At 66.3% G+C, this 22,498-nt stretch carries 20 protein-coding genes and 1 pseudogene; 12 read left to right on the forward strand and 9 right to left on the reverse strand.

What is annotated here, in order from left to right:
• Positions 1-138 precede the first annotated feature (138 nt).
• The 3 genes from AC1RRR_RS04790 (at position 139) to AC1RRR_RS04800 (ending at position 4,483) form a co-directional block, all read left to right on the forward strand.
• Positions 139-477 (forward strand): P-II family nitrogen regulator, encoded by a 339-nt coding sequence (locus AC1RRR_RS04790; RefSeq protein WP_099577548.1) that lies wholly within the window; start codon positions 139-141, stop codon positions 475-477.
• A gap of 44 nt (positions 478-521) precedes the next feature.
• On the forward strand, positions 522-1,931 hold the full coding sequence (glnA, locus tag AC1RRR_RS04795) for a type I glutamate--ammonia ligase (RefSeq protein WP_492810960.1): 1,410 nt from the start codon (positions 522-524) through the stop codon (positions 1,929-1,931).
• 374 nt (positions 1,932-2,305) lie between these two features.
• Positions 2,306-4,483, forward strand: a complete 2,178-nt coding sequence (locus AC1RRR_RS04800) for a TonB-dependent receptor (protein WP_492810962.1) — start codon at positions 2,306-2,308, stop codon at positions 4,481-4,483.
• A gap of 62 nt (positions 4,484-4,545) precedes the next feature.
• On the opposite strand, the gene AC1RRR_RS04805 is transcribed toward AC1RRR_RS04800, so the two are convergent.
• Both AC1RRR_RS04805 and AC1RRR_RS04810 read right to left on the reverse strand, forming a co-directional pair.
• The gene (locus AC1RRR_RS04805; RefSeq protein ID WP_492810963.1) at positions 4,546-4,929 is read right to left on the reverse strand and encodes a putative quinol monooxygenase; all 384 of its coding nucleotides are present in this window, start codon (positions 4,927-4,929) and stop codon (positions 4,546-4,548) included.
• Positions 4,926-5,807 (reverse strand): LysR family transcriptional regulator, encoded by an 882-nt coding sequence (locus tag AC1RRR_RS04810; RefSeq protein ID WP_492810965.1) that lies wholly within the window; start codon positions 5,805-5,807, stop codon positions 4,926-4,928. The genes AC1RRR_RS04805 and AC1RRR_RS04810 overlap by 4 nt, the downstream gene beginning before the upstream one ends.
• Positions 5,808-5,881: 74 nt before the next feature.
• On the opposite strand from AC1RRR_RS04810, the gene AC1RRR_RS04815 reads away from it, so the two are divergent.
• Positions 5,882-6,505 (forward strand): hypothetical protein, encoded by a 624-nt coding sequence (locus AC1RRR_RS04815; protein ID WP_492810967.1) that lies wholly within the window; start codon positions 5,882-5,884, stop codon positions 6,503-6,505.
• Here AC1RRR_RS04815 and AC1RRR_RS04820 read toward each other — a convergent pair.
• Positions 6,502-6,849, reverse strand: coding sequence for a Kazal-type serine protease inhibitor family protein (locus AC1RRR_RS04820; RefSeq protein WP_492810969.1), 348 nt, complete (start codon positions 6,847-6,849; stop codon positions 6,502-6,504). The two genes, AC1RRR_RS04815 and AC1RRR_RS04820, sit on opposite strands and share 4 nt — an antisense overlap.
• A 139-nt stretch (positions 6,850-6,988) precedes the next feature.
• On the opposite strand from AC1RRR_RS04820, the gene AC1RRR_RS04825 reads away from it, so the two are divergent.
• From AC1RRR_RS04825 to parE, 3 genes are all read left to right on the forward strand, one after another.
• Positions 6,989-8,452: an amidohydrolase gene (locus tag AC1RRR_RS04825; RefSeq protein WP_492810970.1), complete on the forward strand. Its 1,464-nt coding sequence runs from the start codon at positions 6,989-6,991 to the stop codon at positions 8,450-8,452.
• Positions 8,452-9,804 carry an amidohydrolase family protein gene (locus AC1RRR_RS04830; RefSeq protein WP_492810972.1) on the forward strand — a complete coding sequence of 451 codons (1,353 nt, stop codon included), beginning with the start codon at positions 8,452-8,454 and terminating at the stop codon, positions 9,802-9,804. The genes AC1RRR_RS04825 and AC1RRR_RS04830 overlap by 1 nt, the downstream gene beginning before the upstream one ends.
• 104 nt (positions 9,805-9,908) lie before the next feature.
• Positions 9,909-12,011 carry a DNA topoisomerase IV subunit B gene (gene parE / locus AC1RRR_RS04835; RefSeq protein WP_492811769.1) on the forward strand — a complete coding sequence of 701 codons (2,103 nt, stop codon included), beginning with the start codon at positions 9,909-9,911 and terminating at the stop codon, positions 12,009-12,011.
• A 719-nt stretch (positions 12,012-12,730) separates the two neighbouring features.
• Here the strand turns inward: parE and AC1RRR_RS04840 are convergent.
• From AC1RRR_RS04840 to AC1RRR_RS04850, 3 genes are read right to left on the reverse strand one after another with little or no spacing between them, the layout of a single operon-like run.
• The gene (locus AC1RRR_RS04840; RefSeq protein WP_492810974.1) at positions 12,731-13,489 is read right to left on the reverse strand and encodes an EcsC family protein; all 759 of its coding nucleotides are present in this window, start codon (positions 13,487-13,489) and stop codon (positions 12,731-12,733) included.
• A 57-nt stretch (positions 13,490-13,546) separates the two neighbouring features.
• Positions 13,547-13,993: a hypothetical protein gene (locus AC1RRR_RS04845; RefSeq protein WP_492810976.1), complete on the reverse strand. Its 447-nt coding sequence runs from the start codon at positions 13,991-13,993 to the stop codon at positions 13,547-13,549.
• Positions 13,990-14,790: a hypothetical protein gene (locus AC1RRR_RS04850; protein ID WP_492810977.1), complete on the reverse strand. Its 801-nt coding sequence runs from the start codon at positions 14,788-14,790 to the stop codon at positions 13,990-13,992. The genes AC1RRR_RS04845 and AC1RRR_RS04850 overlap by 4 nt, the downstream gene beginning before the upstream one ends.
• 121 nt (positions 14,791-14,911) lie before the next feature.
• On the opposite strand from AC1RRR_RS04850, the gene hdaA reads away from it, so the two are divergent.
• Complete coding sequence (gene hdaA / locus AC1RRR_RS04855; RefSeq protein WP_492811771.1) at positions 14,912-15,601, forward strand: DnaA regulatory inactivator HdaA; 690 nt, start codon at positions 14,912-14,914, stop codon at positions 15,599-15,601.
• Positions 15,602-15,636: 35 nt separating this feature from the next.
• Here the strand turns inward: hdaA and AC1RRR_RS04860 are convergent.
• Positions 15,637-15,720: pseudogene (locus AC1RRR_RS04860) on the reverse strand (hypothetical protein); the annotation flags it as partial.
• Positions 15,721-15,846: 126 nt separating this feature from the next.
• On the opposite strand from AC1RRR_RS04860, the gene AC1RRR_RS04865 reads away from it, so the two are divergent.
• Positions 15,847-18,072 (forward strand): RNA degradosome polyphosphate kinase, encoded by a 2,226-nt coding sequence (locus AC1RRR_RS04865; RefSeq protein WP_492810978.1) that lies wholly within the window; start codon positions 15,847-15,849, stop codon positions 18,070-18,072.
• Complete coding sequence (locus AC1RRR_RS04870; RefSeq protein ID WP_492810980.1) at positions 18,069-18,455, forward strand: hypothetical protein; 387 nt, start codon at positions 18,069-18,071, stop codon at positions 18,453-18,455. The genes AC1RRR_RS04865 and AC1RRR_RS04870 overlap by 4 nt, the downstream gene beginning before the upstream one ends.
• On the opposite strand, the gene AC1RRR_RS04875 is transcribed toward AC1RRR_RS04870, so the two are convergent.
• Positions 18,452-19,408: a phosphotransferase gene (locus AC1RRR_RS04875; RefSeq protein ID WP_492810981.1), complete on the reverse strand. Its 957-nt coding sequence runs from the start codon at positions 19,406-19,408 to the stop codon at positions 18,452-18,454. The two genes, AC1RRR_RS04870 and AC1RRR_RS04875, sit on opposite strands and share 4 nt — an antisense overlap.
• Before the next feature lie 170 nt (positions 19,409-19,578).
• Between AC1RRR_RS04875 and AC1RRR_RS04880 the strand changes: the two genes are divergently transcribed.
• The gene (locus AC1RRR_RS04880; protein ID WP_492810983.1) at positions 19,579-21,081 is read left to right on the forward strand and encodes a Ppx/GppA phosphatase family protein; all 1,503 of its coding nucleotides are present in this window, start codon (positions 19,579-19,581) and stop codon (positions 21,079-21,081) included.
• A gap of 154 nt (positions 21,082-21,235) precedes the next feature.
• Positions 21,236-21,508 carry a hypothetical protein gene (locus AC1RRR_RS04885; RefSeq protein ID WP_492810985.1) on the forward strand — a complete coding sequence of 91 codons (273 nt, stop codon included), beginning with the start codon at positions 21,236-21,238 and terminating at the stop codon, positions 21,506-21,508.
• Positions 21,509-21,546: 38 nt separating this feature from the next.
• On the opposite strand, the gene AC1RRR_RS04890 is transcribed toward AC1RRR_RS04885, so the two are convergent.
• Positions 21,547-22,461 (reverse strand): hypothetical protein, encoded by a 915-nt coding sequence (locus AC1RRR_RS04890; RefSeq protein WP_492810986.1) that lies wholly within the window; start codon positions 22,459-22,461, stop codon positions 21,547-21,549.
• Between the last annotated feature and the right edge of the window lie 37 nt (positions 22,462-22,498).

Raw genomic sequence — 22,498 nt, forward strand, 5'->3', positions numbered from 1 at the left:
CCTAAAAATGCGCCACATGCCTATGAGACAACGGAACGGTCATAAATGTCGGCGGCGCTCGCTTGCGACGCTCCGGCGGTCGTGATGGTTGCCCGCTCAGTGAAGGCGGCACGCCGCCGACGGGACCGAGTGGAACCGATGAAGAAGATCGAAGCCGTCATCAAGCCGTTCAAGCTGGATGAGGTGAAGGAGGCCCTGCAGGACATGGGCGTCCAGGGCATGACCGTGCTCGAAGCCAAGGGCTATGGCCGTCAGAAGGGCCATACGGAACTCTATCGCGGCGCCGAGTACGTCGTGGACTTCCTCCCCAAGATCAAGGTGGAGGTGGTCGTCGAGGACAGCCAGCTGGAACCCGCGCTGGAAGCCATCACCCGCGCCGCCCGCACGGGCCGTATCGGCGACGGCAAGATTTTCGTCTCGGAGATCGCGGAGGTCATCCGCATCCGAACCGGAGAAAGCGGCCCGGCCGCCGTTTAGGCCGGTTCGTCAAACACTTAGAGACTCTACAAAGGGGATACGGAATGAGCACCGCCAAGGATATCCTGAACCTGATCAAGGAAAAGGACGTCAAGTACGTCGACGTCCGCTTCACCGACGTGCGCGGCAAGTTGCAACACGTCACGTTCGACATCGACCTGGTCGACGATGACTTCCTGAACGACGGCACCATGTTCGACGGCTCGTCGATCGCCGGCTGGAAGGCCATCAACGAGTCGGACATGAAGCTGCGCCCGGACCTGTCGAGCGCGATCATCGATCCGTTCTATCAGCAGACCACGCTGGCCCTGTTCTGCGACGTCGTGAACCCCGACGACGGCACCCCCTACAACCGCGACCCGCGCTCGATCGCCAAGGCCGCGCTGAACTACGTCAAGTCGGCGGGCGTGGGCGACACCGTCTACTTCGGCCCGGAAGCCGAGTTCTTCATCTTCGACGACGTGCGCTGGTCGACCTCGCCGAACAACACCGGCTACTCGTATGACTCGAGCGAACTGCCGAGCAACTCGGGCAAGGAATATCCGGAAGGCAACATGGGCCACCGCCCGGGCCCCAAGGGCGGCTACTTCCCGGTGAACCCGGTCGACAGCTGCCAGGACCTGCGCGGCGAAATGCTGGCCGTCATGGGCGAGCTGGGCATGAAGCCGGAAAAGCACCACCACGAGGTGGCCCCGGCCCAGCACGAACTCGGCCTGAAGTTCGACACCATGGTCGTCATGGCCGACCGGATGCAGCTCTACAAGTACGTCATCCACAACGTCGCCGCGGCCTACGGCAAGACGGCCACCTTCATGGCCAAGCCGATGTTCGCCGACAACGGCTCGGGCATGCACGTGCACCAGTCGATCTGGCAGGACGGCAAGCCGCTGTTCGCCGGTGACAAGTACGCCGGCCTGTCGCAGGACTGCCTGTACTACATCGGCGGCATCATCAAGCACGCCAAGGCTATCAACGCGTTCTCGAACTCGACGACGAACTCGTACAAGCGCCTGGTGCCCGGCTACGAAGCCCCGGTGAAGCTGGCCTACAGCTCGCGTAACCGCTCGGCCTCGATCCGCATCCCGCACGTCGACTCGCCGAAGGCCAAGCGTCTGGAAGCCCGCTTCCCCGACCCGATGGGCAACCCCTATCTGACCTTCGTCGCCCTGCTGATGGCCGGCCTGGACGGCATCATCAACAAGATCGACCCGGGCGCTCCGGCCGACAAGAACCTGTACGACCTGCCGCCCCGCGAGCAGAAGAAGATCCCGGAAGTCTGCGGCTCGCTGCGCGAAGCCCTGGAAAGCCTGGACAAGGACCGCGCCTTCCTGAAGGCCGGCGGCGTCATGGATGACGACTTCATCGACAGCTACATCGAGCTGAAGATGGAAGAGGTGATGCGTCTGCAACTGCACCCGCACCCGGTCGAATTCGACATGTACTACAAGTGCTAATCGCGTTGAGCCTGTCCGGTTTGAATGGCTTCCATTCAAACCGGATAAACAGGCTCAATCTCAAACATTGAGCGCGCCTAGCGCGCTCGGCGCTTAGACAGACGAAGGGCCGGAGAGCGATCTCCGGCCCTTTTTCGTTGCGGCGCAAGGTGAGCGACGCTCCATAAGTAGAATAGATTATTACTTACTAGGCGCCGCTTGAACAAAAATGTCGCAACTTCGCAACAGAACCGACGTAATCGGCCAGAATGGGCCGTTTTCATGCGTTCTGAGATATCCCAACAGCCTCCGATGAGCCTATCGCAGCGCAATAGAAGCGCCGTTAACGCCCCAGTGAGAGTCGGCGGGCGGCGTGCTCATCACAGGATGTCTCCATGCACCCCACCCGCTCCTTCCGCCGCGCCCTCGTGGTGTCCTGCGGCCTGACCGCCCTCGTGGCCTCGCTGGCCGCCGCTCCGGCCGCCTTCGCCCAAGACACCAAGGTCGGCGAGATCATCATCACCGCCCAGAAGCGCAGCGAAAACCTGCAGGACGTGCCGGTTTCGGTCGCCGCCATCGGCGGTGAGCGCCTGCAGTCGGCCTTCGCCGCGGGCGATGACATCCTGACCCTGTCGGGCAAGGCTCCCGGCCTGTACGCCGAGTCCTCGAACGGCCGCGTCGCCCCGCGCTTCTACATCCGCGGCCTGGGCAACGCCGACTTCGACCTGGCTGCCTCGCAGCCGGTGTCGATCATCCAGGACGACGTCGTCCTCGAGAATGTCGTCCTGAAGAGCTCGCCGCTCTATGACCTCGACCACGTCGAAGTCCTGCGCGGCCCGCAAGGCACGCTGTTCGGCCGCAACACCACGGCCGGCATCGTCAAGTTCGACACCATCAAGCCGACCGACGAGACCAAGGGCCGCGCCACCGCCTCGTACGGCAGCTACAACACGTTCACCTTCGACGGCGGCCTGGGCTGGGCCGTGGTCCCCGGCAAGGTCGCGGCTCGCGCCTCGGTGCTGTTCCAGCGCCGCGACGACTGGATCGACAACACCTTCACCAAGAAGCCGAACACCCTGGGCGGCTTCAATGAGAAGGCGGCTCGCCTGCAGCTGCTGTTCACGCCGACCGACAAGCTGTCGGCCCTGTTCAACGTCCACATGCGCGACCTGGACGGCACCGCCGCCGTGTTCCGCGCCAACGTGCTGACCAAGGGCTCGAACAAGCTCAACAGCAACTACGACCGCGATCAGGTCGCCTACAACAACCCCGCCAATAACCCGCAGACCTACAAGGGCGCCGGCGCTTCGGCCAAGATCGAGTACGACTTCGACGGCGCCAAGCTGACCTCGATCACCGCCTACGAGAACACCCACGGCTACAGCCTGGGCGACATCGACGGCGGCAATCCGGGCGGTCCGGGCTTCATCCCGTTCCAGTCGGACACCCAGGACGGCATCAAGAACCTGTTCCAGTGGACTCAGGAAGTCCGCCTGGCCAGCGACACCGACGGCCCGCTGAGCTGGCAGGTCGGCGGCTTCTACTTCGACACCAAGTACGACATCCGCACCGACCCGTTCTTCATGCCGGCCACCACGCTGCGCCAGAAGAACAAGGCCTGGGCCGCCTTCGGTCAGGCCTCGTATAAGGTCAGCGAGCAGCTGACCCTGACGGGCGGCCTGCGCTACACCGACGACGACAAGGACATGAACGTCGTCTCGGGCCCGAACAAGGCTCCGTCGGTCGCCGTGTCGGACTCGAAGGTGACCTGGGATCTGTCGGCCTTCTACAAGATCGACGAGGACGTCAGCGTCTACGCCAAGGTCGCCTCGGGCTTCCGCGGTCCGTCGATCCAGGGTCGTGACATCGCCTTCGGCTCGCCGGCCTCGGCCGCCAAGTCCGAAACGATCATGTCCTACGAGCTGGGCCTGAAGAGCGAGCTGTTCGAACGTCGCGTCCGCCTGAACGGCGCGGTGTTCACCTACAGCATCGACGATCCGCAGTTCAGCGCGGTCGGCGGTGGTTCCAACTCGAACCGCCTGATCAACGCCAAGAAGGGCGACGCCTACGGCTTCGAACTGGACAGCGAGTTCGTGATCACCCCGAACTTCGTCGTCACGGCTGGCTACAGCTATGCCCACACCAAGATCAAGGACAGCACGCTGGCCGTCGCGCCTTGCGCCGCCTGCACCGTCACCGACAAGCTGACCGCGGCCGGCCTGGCCCTGGTGGACGGCAACCCGTTCCCGAACGCGCCGAAGTACACCTTCGACTTCACGGCCCGCTACTCGGTGCCGGTCGCCACGGGTGAACTGTTCGCCTTCACCGACTGGAAGCGCCAGGGCTACACGAACCTATTCCTGTACCAGTCGAAGGAGTTCTACACGAAGGGCGACTTCGAAGGCGGCCTGAAGCTGGGCTACGCCAACAAGGAAGGCGGCTGGGAAGTGGCGGGCTTTGCTCGCAACATCACCAACGAGAGCAACATCAAGGGCGCGATCGACTTCAACAACCTGACCGCGTTCGTCAACGAACCCCGCGTGATCGGCGTCTCGATCGACGCGCGCTTCTAAGACCTTCGGGTCCGCAAGACGGGAAAGGCCGCGGAGCGATCTGCGGCCTTTTTCTTTGGTCGCTACTTCAGGCCGTGTCCGCTGACCGGGATGGTCTCGAAGTGCTGCGGGAAGCCGGCGATGATCGGCCGGGCCTTGGCGATGGCCGCCTGCACGGCCGGCAGCTTCAGAGACGCGGCGTGGGCGTCCTTGTCGGTCCAGACCTCAGTGATCCATAGGGCGTCGGCGTTGGCCGGGTCCTTGGCGATCACGTAGCTGAGACAGCCGGGCATGTCGTTCACGCCTTCGCCTAGGATGGTCAGCAGGTCGTCGCGTTTGCCGGGCGCGGCCAGCATCTGTCCGATCAGTCCGTACATGGGCGTCTTCTCCTGGGCTTGGACGGTAGTCGACAGAGCGGCGACGGCGAGGCCGCCGGCCAGCACGTCACGTCGAACGATCTGGGTCATGGTTCCGCTCCTATCGCCAAGGCGGACCGGATCGTGTCAGCATCGGCCGAGACGAGCGCCGCGCCCAGACCCAGAAGATGCAGGGTGTTGACGCAGACCGGCAAGCCAGGCGGGCGGACGACCCGCACCCGTTCCCGCCATGCTGGGGCCTCAACCAGGTCCAGCGGCGCGATGGTCGCTCCGCGCCCCGCGGCGCAGCTCTCCATGGCTTCCTCGATCTCGCCGGTGCGGTCCAGGCGACGAAGGCTGTCGGGCTGGCGGCCGAACACCGTCTCGAACCAGTGGCCGAAGACGAACTCGTATTCGTCGTAGGTGACGAAGGTCGTGGTCGCCATGGCGTCCAGATCGGCCGGCGCCGGGGCGTCGCGGGCCACGGCCAGGACGATCTCTTCTTGCGCCAACGGCTTGGACTGTACCGGCGCGGCGGTGACCGGGCGGTAGGTGACGGCCAGATCGGCCGCGCCGCTGGACACCGCCGCCAGCACCGTCTCATGCGCGCCGAAAGCCAGCTCCAGCGGACGATCGGCCGGCAGGCTGGCCATCAGGCGCGGCGCCAGGCGATAGCGGCCGAACGCCGAGACCGTGGCGATCCGCAGGGGCTTGAGCGCCGGATCCTCCTGGGCCAGCCGCATCCGCGTGCGCTCGACCTCATCCAGGGCGCGGCCGACGCTCTCGAACAGCGCCTGCCCCGCCGCTGTCAGCCGCAGCGCCCTGCCCGCCCGTTCGAACAGCGGCCGGCCGATCTCGGCCTCGAAGCGCTTGAGGTCGTGGTGGATGGCCGGCGGCGACTTGCCCAGGCGCGGGCTGGCCGCGGCGATGCCGCCCGCCGCCGCCACCGCGTGGAACACCGCCGCCCGGCGCAGGTCCGCGTGCCGCATGATTTCAAGATCCGAAAGAATGGCGCTCTTCGTTCGAAATATTCCCGAACGCCGTTCGCCGCTAGGTGTTGGCCATGACCCCGTTGCTCCTGATCGCCCAAGCCGCCTTCCTGTTCGCCTACGATGTCGATCGCGGGAAGCAGGACGCCTTCGAGGCCCGTTACGCCGCGCACCTGGCCTGGCACGCCGAGCACAAGGATCCGCTGCCCTGGTACGGCTGGTACGTGACCAGCGGCCCGCGCACCGGGCTCTTCATCGACGGCACCTTCGGCATCCCGTTCGCGGCCATGGACCAGCGCATCGATCCCACCGGCGACGGCGCCGACATGGAGGCCAAGGTCCTGCCCTTCGCCAAGGCGCGAACCTATTCGGCGCTGGAGCTTTGGTCCGAGGTCAGCACGGCCCGGACGCTGGAGGACCGCAAGCCGACCGCTGTGCTGGACGCCTTCACCGTGATCGTCGCGCCGAAGAACGTCGCGGCCTTCGAGACGGCGCTGAGCCGCGAGCCGAAGGGCCGAGCCGCCTGGTACCGCACAGTCAGCGGCGGCCCGACAGGTTCGTACCTGGCGCTGGTCCCACGTCAGACCTGGGCGGACCTGGCCAGCCGCCCCGCCATCCTGGGCAAGGCCGCCGCGCTGGCCGAAACCGTCGAGGTCGAGAGCTGGTCCTATCGGCCCAAGCTCAGCCGCATCCCCTAGGCCTTGCACTCACCTTCGGAGGCGACGCTGGCGCCAGCCCCGGCCGCCTGGCAGGCATTGCCGTAGGTCTTGCCATCGCAGCCGCAGACCGGCTTGTAGATCATCGGGCAGACCTGCGGCTTCTTGCGGCAAGTCCCCGCCGCGTCGGCGATGGTCTTGCAGGCGTTGACCTCCATCTGGCAGGTCAGGCCCGCCTGGCATTGGAAGCCGGCGAAGCCGCCGCACATGCCGCCCTCGGCCACCGGCGTACGGGGCGACTGAGCCGGCGGCGTACCGCCACCCGAGGTCGGCGCGCTGCAGGCGGTCAGTACGATCATGGCGAGACAGGCGAGCAGACGGCGCATGGACGACCTCCGATAGGCGCGCCGCCAAAGCGTGCCGCGCAACAAATTTGCCGTAAATGCGTCCGTCGGACGCTGTTCGACTTGATAGCGCGGTTCTTTTCGTCTGTCCTTCCCGCCTCTTCGAGAGTCGGGGTTTTTCATGATCAGATGGCGTAGCGTGGCGATGGCCACGAGCCTCTTGGCGCTTGGGCTTTCGGCCTGCGCGACGACCGGGACGACCAGTCCCGCCAAGCCCGCGGCCAAACCGGCCGAAAAGGCCGAGGCCAAGCCGCTGCCCAAGGGCCTGGACGGCCAGGCCTCGACCGGCTTCCCGTCGACCTATGTCCCGCTGCCGTCGCGCGCTACGGCCTTCGTCGGCGCCACGATCCTGACCGCGACCGGCCAGCAGATCGAGAACGGCGTGGTCTTCGTCTCGGGCGGCAAGATCTCGTCCGTCGGCGGTCCCGAGACGCCGATCCCGGCCGACATCGCGGTGATCGACGCCAAGGGCAAGTGGATCACCCCCGGCATCATCGACGCCCACAGCCACCTGGGCGTCTATCCCTCGCCCGGCGTCCAAGCCCGCTCGGACGGTAACGAGGCCACCGATCCGAACACCGCCCAGGTCTGGGCCGAGCACTCGGTCTGGCCGCAGGACCCCGGCTTCAACCGGGCCCGCGCCGGCGGCGTCACCACGCTGCAGATCCTCCCCGGCTCGGCCAACCTGTTCGGCGGCCGTTCCGTGACCTTGAAGAACGTCCCGGCCCTGACCATGCAGGGCATGAAGTTCCCCGACGCCCCCTACGGCCTGAAGATGGCCTGCGGCGAGAACCCCAAGCGCGTCTATGGCGGCAAGGGCCGCTCGCCCTCGACGGCGATGGGCAATGTCTTCGGCTATCGCAAGGCCTGGATCGACGCGGCCGACTACGCCCGCAAGTGGGACGATTTCCGCGCCAAGCAGCAGAAGGGCGAGAAGGCCGACGCGCCGAAACGCGACCTGCAGATGGAGACCCTGGCCGGCGTCCTGAAGGGCGACATCCTGGTCCAGAACCATTGCTACCGCGCCGACGAGGAAGCGGTGATGATCGATATCGCCAAGGAGTTCGGCTACAAGATCACGATGTTCCACCACGCGGTGGAGAGCTACAAGATCGCGCCTCTGCTGGCGAAAGAAGGCATCTGCTCGGCGACCTGGGCGTCGTGGACCGGCTTCAAGATGGAGAGCCTGGACGGCATCGACGCCAACGCCGCCATCCTGTGGAAGAACGGCGCCTGCGTCGTCATCCACTCCGACGACCCGATCATGACCCAGCGGCTGAACCAGGAAGCCGCCATCGCCATGACCGCCGGCAACAAGCTGGGCTACGGCATCACCCGCGCCGAGGCGATCAAGTGGATCACCGCCAACCCGGCCAAGGCCATGGGCATCGGCGACAAGACCGGTTCGATCGAGCCCGGCAAGGCCGCCGACCTGGTGGTCTGGAGCCGCGACCCGTTCAGCGTCTACGCCCAGGCCGAGAAGGTCTTCATCGACGGCGCGCTGATCTATGACCGCCAGGACAAGCGCTTCCAGCCCAAGTCCGATTTCGAGCTCGGCCAGCCCGGCCAGGGAGCGTTCAACTGATGATCCGGTCACTGCTTCTGGCCAGCGCCGCCTGCGCGTTGGCCCTCCCCGCCGCGGCCGAAACGGTCGCTATCGTCAATGCTCGGATCGAGCCGGTCTCCAGCGCCGCCATTGCCAATGGCGTGCTGGTGATCAAGGACGGCAAGATCGCCGCCGTCGGCGCCAGCGTGGCCGTCCCGGCCGGCGCCAAGGTGATCGACGCCAAGGGCGGGGTCGTCACCCCCGGCCTGGTCGCCCCGTCCTCGAACCTCGGCGCCTCCGAAGTCAGCGGCGTCCGCGAGACCCGCGACGACGGCACCGGCAGCGCGCTGTCGGCCGCCTTCGACATCGCCTATGGCGTCAACCCGGCCTCGCCGATGCTGGGCCTGGCCCGCGACGGCGGCGTCACCAGCTCGGCCGTCGTGCCGGTGCTGTCGGGGACCGGCGGCGGCGCTCACGAGCATGCCGACGACGGCGTGGCCGAGGAGATGACCGCCGGGGCCAGCGGCGATGGCGACCCGCCGCTGTTCGGCGGCCAGGCGGCGTTCATCCGCCTGAAGGCCGGGGCCAGCGACATCGTCGAGGCCTCCAAGCTGGCCGTCACCGTCTCGCTGGGCGAAAGCGGGGCCCGGGCCGCCGGCGGCTCGCGCGGCGCGGACCTCGTGCTGATCCGCTCGGCCCTGGAGGACGCCCGCGCCTTCGCCAGCCGCCGCGCGGCCTTCGAGCAGGGCGCGACCCGCGACTTCGGCCTCTCGCGCCTGGATCTGCAGGCGCTGATCCCGGTCGTGCAGGGCAAGATCCCGCTGCTGATCCGCGTCTCCCGCGCCGCCGACATCCGCCAGGCCCTGAAACTGGCGGCCGAGGAGAAGATCCGCGTCGTCCTCGAAGGCGTCGAGGAAGGCTGGATGGTCGCCCCCGAAATCGCCAAGGCCGGCGTGCCGGTCATCGTCGATCCGCAGGCCGACCTGCCCGACAGCTTCGAGGCCCTGGGCTCGCGGCTCGACAACGCCGCCCGCCTGAACGCCGCCGGGGTCACGGTCGCCATCAACGGCTCGCGGGACTTCAACAACCTGCGTCAGGAGCGGCTGAACGCCGGCCTCGCGGTCGCCAACGGCCTGCCCTACGCGGCCGGCCTGGCGTCGGTGACCCTGACCCCGGCCAGGATTTGGGGCCAGGACGGCAAGATCGGCTCGCTGGACGTGGGCAAGGTCGCCGACGTCGTGGTCTGGAACGGCGATCCGCTGGAGACGACCAGCTGGCCGCTGAACGTCTTCGTTGGCGGCGTCGAGCAGCCCAAGGACAGCCGCCAAACCCAGCTGCGGGACCGTTACGCGGCCACCGACCAGAGCGGTTACCCGCCGGCCTACCGCTAGAAGATCCGGATCCGCCCCCAGTTCGCTGGGGGCGGATTTCTCTTTTCAGGGGAAGCGCGTGAGCCCATACGAGGCCCCCGCGTTCGAATCGCTTAAGACTCCTCCTGATGTCCTCCGACAAGACCCCCTCGCTATTCGACGACGACGCCCTGGCGCCCGTCCCCGCCGCGCCGTTCCAGGCCAGCGTGGAGCCGCACGTCGAGCCGACGCCGCGTCCGATTCCGCCGCCGCCCCCTTCGAGCAAGCCCGCGCCGCCCGCCAAGGCCTCGGCGCCGGGCGAATACTCGGCCGCCGACATCGAGGTGCTGGAAGGGCTGGAGCCCGTCCGCAAGCGCCCCGGCATGTACATCGGCGGCACCGACGAGCGGGCGCTGCACCACCTGTTCGCCGAAGTGCTCGACAACTCGATGGACGAGGCCGTGGCCGGCTTCGCCAAGACCATCGAGGTCAAGCTCGACGCCGACGGCTATCTGTCGGTCAAGGACGACGGCCGCGGCATGCCCGTGGACCCGCACCCCAAGTACCCCGGCAAGTCGGCGCTGGAGGTCATCATGACCGTCCTGCACGCCGGCGGTAAGTTCACGGGCAAGGCCTACGAGACCTCCGGCGGCCTGCACGGCGTCGGCGCCAGCGTCGTCAACGCCCTGTCCGAGCGCGTCGAGGTCACCGTCTGGCGCGACGGCTTCGAGCACCTGCAGGTGTTCTCGCGCGGCAAGCCGCTGGGCCCGATCCAGCAGATCGCCCCGTCGAAGAAGAAGGGCACCATGGTGCGCTTCAAGCCCGACGACGAGATCTTCGGCGAAGGCACCAACTTCAAACCCGCCCGCCTGTACCGGATGGCCCGCTCCAAGGCCTATCTGTTCCGGGGCGTGCAGATCAAATGGTCCTGCGATCCCTCCCGTATCCATGACCAGACCCCACCCGAGGCCGTCTTCCACTTCCCCAACGGCCTGGCCGACTTCCTGGCCGAGCGGACCAAGGGCCTGACCACGATCACGCCCGAGAGCTTCTCGGGCCGCATCGAGCGCCAGGGCGAGGCCGGCGCCGTCGAGTGGGCCGTCAGCTGGACGCCCCAGGGCTTTGGCGAGCACGACGGCTTCATGCAGTCGTACTGCAACACCGTGCCCACCCCCGAAGGCGGCACCCACGAGAGCGGCTTCCGCGCCGCCCTGACGAGAGGTCTGAAGGCGTACGCCGACCTCAAGGGCGAGAAGCGCGGCGCGATCATCACCGCCGACGACGTCGTCGCCCAGGCCGGCGCCCTGATCTCGGTGTTCATCAAGAACCCCGAATTCCAGGGCCAGACCAAGGAAAAGCTGTCGACGACCGAGGCCCAGCGCTTCGTCGAGGCGGCCTTGCGCGACCCGTTCGACCTGTGGCTGACCTCCAGCCCCAAGAACGCCCAGGCCCTGCTGGAATTCGTCATCGAGCGGGCCGAGGAACGCCTCAAGCGCCGCAAGGACAAAGAGGTCACCCGCGCCTCGGCGACCCGCAAGCTGCGCCTGCCGGGCAAGCTGGCCGACTGCGCCGGCGGCGCGGTCGACGGCGCGGAACTGTTCATCGTCGAAGGCGACTCGGCCGGCGGCTCGGCCAAGCAGGCTCGCGACCGCAAGAACCAGGCGATCCTGCCCCTGCGCGGCAAGATCCTGAACGTGGCCTCGGCCAGCGGCGAGAAGTTCACCGCCAACAAAGAACTGTCGGACCTGATGCTGGCCCTGGGGGCCCAGGGCGGGAACAAGTATCGCGAGGAAGACCTGCGATACGACCGCATCATCATCATGACCGACGCCGACGTCGACGGCGCCCACATCGCCAGCCTGTTGATCACCTTCTTCTACCGCACCATGCCGGACGTGATCCGCCAGGGGCACCTGTACCTGGCCCTGCCGCCGCTCTACCGCATCGCCCACGGCGGCAAGAGCGAATACGCCCGCGACGACGCCCACAAGGACGAGCTGCTGGCCACGGTGTTCAAGGGCAAGAAGCCCGAGATCGGCCGCTTCAAGGGCCTGGGCGAGATGATGGCCTCCCAGCTGAAGGAGACCACCATGGACCCCAAGAAACGCACCCTGGCCCGCGTGACCCTGCCGCGCTCGGAAGAGGCGGTGGAAAGCCTGGTCGAGACCCTGATGGGGCGGAAGCCCGAGCTGCGGTTCCGGTTCATCCAGGAGAATGCGGAGTTCGCGGCGGCGGATCTGGATCTCTGATTTCCCCCTTCCCCCTTGATGGGGGAAGGGTCGGGGATGGGGGTGATCTGCTGAGCCGGCGGCCGTGTGCGGCATCCAACGCCGTAGCCACCCCCACCCCTGCCCCTCCCCCATCGAGGGGGAGGGAACGTGTTTCATCGCCCTCGCGCCGAGAAGCTGCGAGTTGGTGGAAAGGGACGCGAAGCGCCGGACAGCGTCCGGAGTGTGAGTAGTGATTACCGTTTCGACGAAGCCCGACGCTCCGCGCAGCCGTTATCCGGTGAGCCCTCGACGCGCGGGGTCTTAACCCGCTTCCGAAAGAGGCCCCCGACGGGCGGGCCAGGGCGACGACCCCGGTCCCGGAATACGCGGGCGATTTCAGCCCACGCCTGCCGCGTTCGCCAAGCCTTCGCCGCCAGGGCTTCGCCCCATGTTTCAGGGAACCTGCGCCTGGATCCGCCGCGAAGGCGAGCCTCCCGAAAGAGACCCGGCGCTTCCCGCTCGACCACCCCTGACAGCCGTCACGATCGCCGGCCGGACGTCCCTTCCAAGCCGTCAGGTGAGATGAGGATACGGCAGGTTTTGGAGCCGGGGACGGAGAGGTGTGAACGCTCTTGAGTCACCCTTCTCCCCTTGCGGGAGAAGGTGACCGCCAAAGGCGGTCGGATGAGGGGTCGCACAAGCCTAACCCCTTGCGCCACAACGCTAATCCGAAAGGCCTATCAACCCCTCATCCGGCGCTACGCGCCACCTTCTCCCGCAGGGGGAGAAGGAGAAACACCCGTCCCGGTCGATGCGTTCGCCCCCTGCTCCGCCCGCATCCGGTAGGCCATCACCGCCGTATGCCCCAGCCGTTCCACCAGCCGCCAGTTGACGATCGCCCCCAGCGGCGCGCCGACCACTGGGATGAACTGGGCTAGTTTCGCCAGGTCGATGTGGTCGCGGTACTGCTGCTGGAAGGCCCGCCAGTCGAAGTCGTCCAGGTGCTGGGGATGCGCCCGCGCCTCCCAGTCCTCCAGCGCCGCGAACACCCCGGCCCGGTGCTGAGCATCCGAAAACGCCAGCTCGAAGACGTGCAGGATGAACAGCCGCTCGGGCAACTCGGTCCCGTCATGGCCGAAGATCGCGGCGATCTCGAACAGCAGCTTGATCTTGAAGCTCATCAGCAGCGGGAAGTCGGCCGCCGCCAGCAGGAAACCCCCGGCCCCGGTGACCCCGCCCTCGGCCGCCGCCGCCTTCTTCCACCCGTCGATCGCCTTGGCCGCCCTGGCCCGCCGCTCGTCCAGGGTCAGGCCGATCATCGGCGACCCGGTCGTGAAGTCCGACCCGACCAGCAAGGCCCGCGTCATCCCCTCGATGCCGGCGGTGATGGCGGCGTGGACCTTCTCCGGGATCAGCCGGTTGATCCGCTGCTGCGTGGCGCGGGCGATGCCGTTCAGCGGGCCGGGCGGACGGAGGAGGTCTTCGCGCCAGGTGAGGAGGTCGGGGGAGAGAGGCATGCGCACCTTGAGCCTTACATAACAAGTGGCCAATGGACCGCATTAGTCTCCGACCAGCTACTCCGTAATCAACGAGCGCATGTCACGCTCCAGAATTCCATAAGATCCATTCCCAAAATAGAAAATATCAGACGTTTCTATCCTCAATGTTCTGTAAACAGTCAATTTAATGTTCATAGAAACTATAGAATGCCCAAACGGAAGTAGATAGATCTTTGTCCAAATCTTCTCGTTGAGCTTTTCATGAAGACCTCGAACGATTTTATCGATTTCAGCACCGACACTATCTATTGAATCGAAATTCAGACTTCCGCGAGAGGCAATGTACAATTCACCAAATATATAATCCTCAGGAACTGGATGGACACCCACATTAGCAACGATAGTGAGCACATTGCTCTCACTAGGCGAGATATCCCTCACAGCTCCTAGAACACGATCCTCTCCGTAAAGACGGATCAGCTCCTGAAGAAGCGCTAGATCCTTCTCATCAAGCTTCTTCACAATTGCACCCGCGAGGCTTCCTTCCAGATATTTCCTATATCCTCGTTCCACCGCCCCCATAGAACCGTTCCCCGCCCGACGAAAAATGCAGGCGGCGTATCTTGGCGATCACCGTTCCAGTACAGCTTGATCCAAATCCCCCGATCCACAACAACAAAGTTATAACTAAATAGTCGAGAAGACTCTCTAAGATTTACACACTTCAGAAATTTTGCATTGCCGCTAGCAAGCTTCCGAACATAGTCTTCAATAGTTTCCGATGGCGGGTGCCCGGGCATAATGTTAACGGCAGGCCCATTCGACATTCTTATTATATCAATCTTACCACCACGCTTCATTCTAGCGATAATATCATCCTTATTGTTTTTCAAGAAATGCGGTGAAAATCTAGACGATATCATCAAAACACTAGAGTTCTCTATATCACTCCTATAAGACACCGCCGAAGCTGCGAGCTCTATATCATTCAAACCAAAACTATTAGCTTTACTTCGACCAACAGCAACCTCAACAACTGAGCTAACAAGCTCACGCTTTCCAAAATATTCAAACGCGACCCCAAACACGCCATACACGAGCACGGCCGCCGCAACACTTTCCACTACTTTTTGGACAATTACGTACTTCGCCAACGCCGGCGAAACGGAACCCCACGTCAGCAGCACTCCTAAGAACAGAGCCAGCAGCGCTTGAGATATGGGGTTAAGAAAAAAATTTCGTAGATGACCCATCTGTCCCCCGACGTGAATCATATTTTTGATCAATCTTTTGTAGCAAGCTTCAGCAGCACAACTCAACTTTTACAATCCACACCCCCTGCCCTTCCATCCCCACTATCCCCAGCCCCGCCGCCTCCCCTTGCGCGGCGGGTCGCCCTATATGGCAACCAACACGTTCACCACGCCGGGCGCCCGAGGCTTGTCCACCCAGTTCAGACTGCCGCTGACCGCCGCCCCGACCTGGGGACGGGACGACTTTGCCGTCTCGGCGGTGAACAGCGACGCCCTGGCCCGGCTGGACGCCTGGCCGGCTTGGCCCGAGGGGCGACTGGCGCTGGTCGGACCGGCGGGCAGCGGCAAGACGCATCTGGCGCGGGCCTGGGCCGCGCAGGCGCAGGCGGTGATCATCGACGCGACCGGCCCGGCGGAGGCCGCGCCCGACCTGGCCGCTCTGCGCGGCAAGGCGGTGCTGGTCGAGGACGCCGACCGTCGGGGTGAGGCGCTGTCGGACGAGGCGCTGTTTCACATCCTCAACATGGCCGGGGTCGACGGCGGGACCGTGCTGTTGACCGGCCGCGTCGCGCCGCTGGCGTGGGAGACCTCGGTGGCGGACCTGCGCTCGCGGCTGAACGCCCTGTCGGTCGCCGCGATCGAGGAGCCCGACGACGTGGTGCTGGAAGCGGTGCTGCGGCGGGCCTTCGCGCAGCGGCTGCTGAAGCCCGATCCGGACCTCTATCCCTACCTGGTCTCGCGCCTGCCCCGCTCGGCGGCCGAGGCCATCGCGGCGGCGGACCTGCTGGACGAGGCGGCGGCGGATCGGAAGCGGGAGCTGAACAAGGCGCTGGCGCGGGAAGTGCTGGGGGATTTCGAGGGGGAGGAGGAGCTTTAGGCTCCGGGTTCTTCCCGCTCCCCCTACCCCTTCCCGTCATCCCGCGCTTTATGCGCGGGACCCATCGTTCCGCCGCAAGTGCGGAGCGGAATGTTCCTCTCACGTGCAAGCTGATCCATGGGTCCCGCGCATAAAGCGCGGGATGACGGATGAATTGATTGAAGAGCGACGGATTGCGCCCTGTCGTCGTCCCGTCACTTGCCTCGTTCACGATGCCGGAACACACTTGGCCCCAAAGTGACACCATGACCGAGATCGCCGCCCTGACCGCGCCCGCCATTGTTCCGCCAACTGAAGGTTCCGCCCCGCTGGTGCTCGACGCCGACCTGCTGGCCTCGCCCGAGCGGTTCTTCAATCGTGAGCTGTCGTGGCTGGCCTTCAACCAGCGGGTCCTGGAGGAGAGCGCCAATCCGCGCCATCCGCTGCTGGAACGCCTGCGGTTCCTGTCGATCTCGGCCAACAACCTCGACGAATTCTACATGGTCCGCGTGGCCGGCCTGAAGGGCCAGGTGCGCGAGGGCGTGCGGGTGGTCAGCCTGGACGGCCTGACGCCCGGCGAGCAGCTGAGCCACATCAACGCCTCGGCCTTCGAGCTGATGACCGAGCAGCAGAAGATCTGGCGCCAGGTCCGCACCCAGCTGTGGGACGAGGGGCTGAAGCTGCTGGACGCCAAGGACATCGAGGGCGAGGACCGCAAACTGGCCGAGGACATCTTCCTCAACCAGATCTTCCCGGTGATGACGCCGCTGGCCATCGATCCGGCCCACCCGTTCCCGTTCATCCCGAACCTGGGCTTCTGCCTGGCGCTGAAGCTGCGCCGGATCTCGGACGACAAGCACCTGTACGCCCTGGCCCCGATCCCGTCGCAGGTGCGGCGGTTCTGGGAGCTCTCCTCGGTCGTCACGCGCGGCAAGAAGCGCCAGCGCAAGATCGTGGCGCTGGAAAGCTTCATCATCCTGTTCCTGGACCACCTGTTCCCCGGCTACGAGGTCGAGGGCCGGGGTCTGTTCCGCCTGATCCGCGACAGCGATCTGGAGATCGAGGAAGAGGCCGAGGACCTGGTGCGCGAGTTCGAGGCGCGGCTGAAGAAGCGTCGCCTGGGCCGCGTGGTGCGGGTCAAGATCCAGACCACCATGCCGCCGGACCTGCGCGAGTTTATCATCGAGGGCCTGCGCGCCGAGCCGGAAGACGTGGTGCTGGTCGACGGCAAGCTGGGCCTGGCCCAGATGTCGGAGCTGATCCCGCCCGACCGTCCGGACCTGAAGTTCCCGCCCTTCAACGCCCGCTTCCCCGAGCGCATCCGCGACCACGGCGGCGACTGCTTCGCGGCGATCCGTGAGAAGGACATCCTGGTTCACCACCCGTTCGAGAGCTTCGACGTGGTGGTGCAGTTTATCCGCCAGGCCGCGCGCGATCCCAACGTGCTGGCGATCAAGCAGACCCTGTACCGCACCTCCAAGGACAGCCCGATCGTGGCGGCCCTGATCGAGGCGGCCGACAACGGCAAGAACGTCACGGCCCTGGTCGAGATCAAGGCGCGCTTCGACGAGGAGAATAACCTCAAGTGGGCGCGCGACCTGGAGCGGGCCGGCGTGCACGTGGTGTTCGGCTTCGTCGACTGGAAGACCCACGCCAAGCTGTCGGTGGTGGTGCGCCGCGAGGCCGACCAGACCCTGCGCACCTACTGCCACTTCGGCACCGGCAACTATCACCCGCAGACGGCGCGGGTTTACACCGATCTCAGCCTCTTCACCTGCGACCCGGCCCTGGGGCGTGATGGCGGCAAGCTGTTCAACTTCATCACCGGCTATGCCCAGCCCGGGCGGCTGGAGAAGCTGTCGTTCTCGCCGCATACGCTCAAGCCCGACCTCTTGAAGATGATCGAGACCGAGGCCGACGCGGCGCGCGCCGGCAAGCCGGCCGCGATCTGGGCCAAGATGAACTCGGTCGTGGACCCGCAGATCATCGACGCCCTGTACGCCGCCAGCCAGGCCGGCGTGCAGATCGACCTGGTGGTGCGCGGCATCTGCTGCCTGCGCCCGGGCATCGCGGGCCTGTCGGAGAACATCCGCGTCAAGTCGATCGTCGGCCGCTTCCTGGAGCACGCGCGGATCATCGCCTTCGCCAATGGCGGGACGATGCCCTCGGCGCAGACGCGCCTCTTCATCAGCTCGGCCGACTGGATGCCGCGCAACCTGGACCGCCGCGTCGAGAGCCTGGTGCCGATCGAGAACCCGACCGTGCACCAGCAGGTGCTGGACCAGATCATGGTCGCCAACCTCAATGACGAGGCCCAGAGCTGGAAGCTGGACAGCGAGGGCGACTATCATCGCGACCCGGCCTGGAACAGCAAGACCGCCTTCTCGGCCCACGACTACTTCATGACCAATCCCAGCCTGTCGGGGCGCGGCCACAAGACCACCGACCTGCCGCGGGCCTTCGACCACGTGGGGCCCAAGCGTAAGCGGTGAGGCGTCTTGGGCTGCTCCTGCCGCTGGCGCTGCTGACGGCCTGCGGGCCGACAGGCCAGCGGCGGACGGACCTGTGCGCCATCCAGGCCCTGCCCGCCCGCCCCGGCGTCGACCGCTTCGGCGCGCCGCCGGGCGTGGAGCGCAAGGCACAGCTGGAGGGCGAGGCCTATGGGCCTGGGATCGCCGGCGGCTACCACATCCGCTGGTGGGGCCTGTGCGGCAAGCAGGCCGACACCACGGACATGATCCTGATCGGCCCCGCGCCGTGGGCGCTCACCAAGGGTGGGACGCGCGCCCACGGCCGCCAGGTCACCTACGGCACCTGCTATCACCGCAAGGCGGATAACGGCTGGAAGACGGTGGCCTGCCGGATCAATCCTTAGACCGCCATCGCCACGGCGGCCTCGAACGCCTCCGAGCCGATGTTCGCCGTCGCCGTCCTCAGCCGCGCCTGGCCGTAGGCTTGCCGGCCCTGCGGCGTGTCCAACAGCGGCTCGCCTAGGCTGAGGCCCTGGTGGATCGCATCGAGCTCCGGCCCGTCCAGGCTCTCCGCCCTCGCCTGCCCGGCCAGGAAGATCGCCGCGTGGAAGACGTGGCTGACCTGCCGGAACAGCCATAGCCTGGCATGCTCGGCGCTGGTGGCCTCGCGGTTGAAATAGGTGCGGAGCAGCAGCGCCTCGGCCTCGGGATAGGCGGCGTAGGTGTTGGCGATGGCGGCCAGGTCCACATAGCGATCGGCCCGGAACGCCGCCTCCCAGTCGATCAGCCAGACCCGCCGGCCGTCATGGATCAGGTTGCGCGGGTTGAGGTCGTTGTGGCTGGAGACCAACTGCGGCGTCAGCGCCTTGCACGCCGCATAGAGCCGCCGCCAGGGCGCGAAGGCCCCGTCCGGAACCGCGCCTCGCGCCTGCTCGACCAGCGCGTCCAGCCCCTCCAGATAGTCGACGAGCGGCGGAAACCCCTCGACCCCGTGCAGCACCCGCACCGCCTGGGCCAACTCGACCACGAGGTCAGCCCGGCTCCCGAGGTGCTCCGCCGCCGCGATGTGGTCGAGGATCGCCACCCCATCGTCCGGATCGGCGTAACGCACGCGCGGCGCCAGGCACGCCTCGGCGGCCAGCCTCATGCAGGCATAGGACCGATGCGGATCGCGCAGACCGTCGCGCTCGGGCGCCTCGACCTTCAGCAGATAGGCGATGCCGCCCACCCGGATCCGCCACACGCCCGCGCCCGACAGCCCGCCGGACAGCGGCGTCCAGCCGTCCAGAACCTGCGTCCCGAACGCCGCGCGCAGGGCCTTGGCGACGGCGGGCAAGTCAGCGGGCGAAGACGACATCGGCGGAACCTCTCGAAAGCGGCCGCCTTATTCACCCGGATGAAAATTGAGTCAATATAACCCGGGTAATATTTTGAACCGTTTTCCGACAAGCCTTTCGGCGCGTTCTTCCCCATGCAATTTCGAACGGACCCGCTTCCCCTGACCCGCGAATAGGCTAAACCGGACCCATGCCATTCCAGGCGCCGCGCGACGCGGCCGTGATCGATATCGGTTCCAACTCGGTCCGCCTGGTGGTGTACCGGCTGGAAGGCCGCGCCATCTGGACCGTCTTCAATGAGAAGGTCCTGGCGGGCCTGGGCCGCGACCTGGCCAAGACCGGCCGCCTGGCGCCCGACGGCGTCATCCAGACCCTGCAGGCCCTGAAACGCTTCCGCGCCGTGCTGGAGGCGGTCAATCCAGCCGAGACCTTCGCCGTCGCCACCGCCGCCGCGCGCGACGCGCAGGACGGCCCCGACTTCATCGCCCGCGTGAAGGCCGAGACCGGCTTTTCCGTCCGCGTGCTGACCGGCGAGGAAGAGGCCCACTACGCCGCCGTCGGCGTGCTGGCCGGGGCCCCGGACGCCGAAGGCGTGGTCGGTGACTTAGGCGGCGCCAGCCTGGAACTGATCCGCCTGAACGCCACCGGCGCCGGCCAAGGCGTGACCCTGCCGCTGGGACCGTTCAGCCTGGCCACGCCGCAGAACGGAGGCCCGGCCGGCTTCGATGGCGAGCGCGCCCGCCGCCTGGCCCGCGAGCGCATTTCGGCCGTCGCCGCCGACTTCAAGACCGACACCTTCCACGCCGTGGGCGGCGCCTGGCGCAACCTGGCCCTGCTGCACATGCGGCTGTCGGGCTATCCGCTGCACGTCGTCCACCAGTACGAGATCCCTGCCAACGAGGCGCTCGAGGCCGCGCGCCTGGTCGCCCACCAGTCCAAGAGCTCCCTCGAGCGCATCGAGGGCATGAGCAAGAAGCGCTCGGAGACCCTGCCCTACGCCGCCGTGGTGCTGGAGACCCTGATCGAGCAGCTGTCGCTCAAGCGCATCGAGATCTCGGCCTTCGGCGTGCGCGAGGGCCTGCTGTTCGAGGCCATGCCGCCGCGCGTGCGGGGCCTGGACCCGCTGATCGAGGGCTGCACGGCCCTGGGCGCGCGCCAAGGCGTCGCCGACGACCTGGGCGTGGCCCTGGACGCCTGGATCACCCCGGCCTTCCGCACCCTGCCCCCGCTGTTTGGCGAGCGCGACGGGATCCTGGTCTCGGCCGCCTGCCGCCTGTCGGATGTCGGCGCGCGCCTGCACCCCGACCATCGCGCCGACCTGGTCTTCGAGCAGGTGCTGCGCGCCCCGATCGCCGGCCAGACCCACGCCGAGCGCTGCTTCCTGGCCGTGGCCGCCCACGCCCGCCACGCCACCAACTTCAACCCGCCGGAACTCCAGACCCTGGAGCGCCTGCTGGACCCCGCCCAGCTGAAGCGCGCGCGCGCCCTGGGGGCCACGATGCGCCTGGCCTGCGACCTCTCGGGGCGTAGTCCCAGCCTGCTGGTCCACTCGCGCCTGACCCTGGACAAGAACCATCTGATCCTGGCCGCCGAGCCCGGTTTCGCCGATCTTCTCCTGGGCGAACAGACCAGCAAGCGCGCCAATACTGCCGCGCAACATCTTAACCTGAAATCCAAGATTATTACCGGATAGTTTCAGGTATAGAGCGCACCAAAATCATACTTAACCGAGCCTGAACCTCCCCAATACGGGGTGAATGACAAGTTGTCGCAGGGAAACGCGGTTATTCGAGCATGATTTGTTAGCTCTACCTCACGCATCGTGGCCTCAACAACAAAGGAGGTCAGTGATGTTGCAGCGTAAGTTCGACTATCTGGACGCTATCGCCCCGGCTCCCGAAGCCCACAAGCGCCCCGACCTGCGGATCGCCAACGATCACGACGCGGCCGTCGCCAGCGGCGCCCGCACCCTGCAATCCGAACTGGGCCGCGTCTTCGCCCAGGAAAACACCTGGTCGGTGCGCCGCACCGTCGCCATCGGCGTCGTCTTCCACCTGGGCGTCTTCTGCGCGCTGGGCCTGGCGGCCGGCGGCGCGCTGAGCCAGTTCGCGCACCACTAGCCTTCCGAGGCTCCCGCTGCCTGAGCGGGAGCCGGCGCCTATTTCGGCATCGCCTCCAGCGACCCGACGAGTTCGGTCAGAACCCGATCGAACGTGACGATGTCGAAGTTCTGAGGGTCATCGTGTCCGTCGCGATATTTGGCGTCGATGACGGCGTGAAAGGCCGGCGTCAGCCAATGACCCCGTCGCGCGCTGGCCGCGACATACAGCAAGGCCAGCCGCCGATACTGGGCTTCGGTGAACCCCGGTGTCGGCGCGATCAGGTCGTTGGCCTTCTTGCCGGGCGCCGGAATGGCGGGCTTGCCGATCCGGGGCTGGATGTTCTCGACGCCCAGGAACAGCCCGCGCTTACTGCTGGCGTTGTGGCAATAGTCGAATTTGAGATGCGAGATGTGTGTCTCGAACTTCGTTTCGACGATCGATTCACCGACACGATTGGTCCAGGCGTGCGCGATCGGTTTGGCCGATCCGACAGGCTTGTGGCCGCCGAACGTGCGGTTGATCCGCCAGGTCTCCTGATCTCGATCGACCGGAAACTCCCCCAGGACCGGACATGACGCCGAACCGCCTTCCGAGCAGTTGGGCGTGCTGGTGTCGTGGATGATGAAGTACTCGGCGGCCAGCGGCGTACTACCGTCCAGTCCAAGATCCTTCAGGGCGATGCCCTTCTGCGCCGCATAGGCCTCCAGGCCTTTGCGGCTGAACAACAACGAAGCGCCGGCGCGATCGGTCAAGCTGGCCGGCGCGGTCGGCTCGCCGATATTGGCGCCCTGCTTGACCTGCCGCAGCAGGCACCGCGCCTGCTCGCTGGGTGATCCCTCGAACCGTTGCTTAGCGACATCGAAGCCGCAAAGGCCGGTGCGCGCCTCGGCGATGGGGACGCCATCCTTCAGACGGCACCTGGGTGAACTGGAATCCTGAGCCTGCGCTCCGCCCGCCACGACCATGGTCACGGCAAAAACGCTTGAGATGAACGCCGCTCTCATATCG

Source organism: Caulobacter sp. GW821-FHT12D05 (assembly GCF_058807295.1).

Bases quoted from the DNA above. Each gene is read 5' to 3' on its own strand.
- AC1RRR_RS04815 (WP_492810967.1), top strand. From the start codon at position 5,882: ATGACCCCGTTGCTCCTGATCGCCCAAGCCGCCTTCCTGTTCGCCTAC.
- glnA (WP_492810960.1), top strand. From the start codon at position 522: ATGAGCACCGCCAAGGATATCCTGAACCTGATCAAGGAAAAGGACGTC.
- AC1RRR_RS04830 (WP_492810972.1), top strand. From the start codon at position 8,452: ATGATCCGGTCACTGCTTCTGGCCAGCGCCGCCTGCGCGTTGGCCCTC.
- AC1RRR_RS04790 (WP_099577548.1), top strand. From the start codon at position 139: ATGAAGAAGATCGAAGCCGTCATCAAGCCGTTCAAGCTGGATGAGGTG.
- AC1RRR_RS04800 (WP_492810962.1), top strand. From the start codon at position 2,306: ATGCACCCCACCCGCTCCTTCCGCCGCGCCCTCGTGGTGTCCTGCGGC.
- AC1RRR_RS04865 (WP_492810978.1), top strand. From the start codon at position 15,847: ATGACCGAGATCGCCGCCCTGACCGCGCCCGCCATTGTTCCGCCAACT.
- AC1RRR_RS04840 (WP_492810974.1), bottom strand. From the start codon at position 13,489: ATGCCTCTCTCCCCCGACCTCCTCACCTGGCGCGAAGACCTCCTCCGT.
- AC1RRR_RS04820 (WP_492810969.1), bottom strand. From the start codon at position 6,849: ATGCGCCGTCTGCTCGCCTGTCTCGCCATGATCGTACTGACCGCCTGC.
- AC1RRR_RS04805 (WP_492810963.1), bottom strand. From the start codon at position 4,929: ATGACCCAGATCGTTCGACGTGACGTGCTGGCCGGCGGCCTCGCCGTC.
- AC1RRR_RS04810 (WP_492810965.1), bottom strand. From the start codon at position 5,807: ATGCGGCACGCGGACCTGCGCCGGGCGGCGGTGTTCCACGCGGTGGCG.
- AC1RRR_RS04875 (WP_492810981.1), bottom strand. From the start codon at position 19,408: ATGTCGTCTTCGCCCGCTGACTTGCCCGCCGTCGCCAAGGCCCTGCGC.
- AC1RRR_RS04880 (WP_492810983.1), top strand. From the start codon at position 19,579: ATGCCATTCCAGGCGCCGCGCGACGCGGCCGTGATCGATATCGGTTCC.
- AC1RRR_RS04825 (WP_492810970.1), top strand. From the start codon at position 6,989: ATGATCAGATGGCGTAGCGTGGCGATGGCCACGAGCCTCTTGGCGCTT.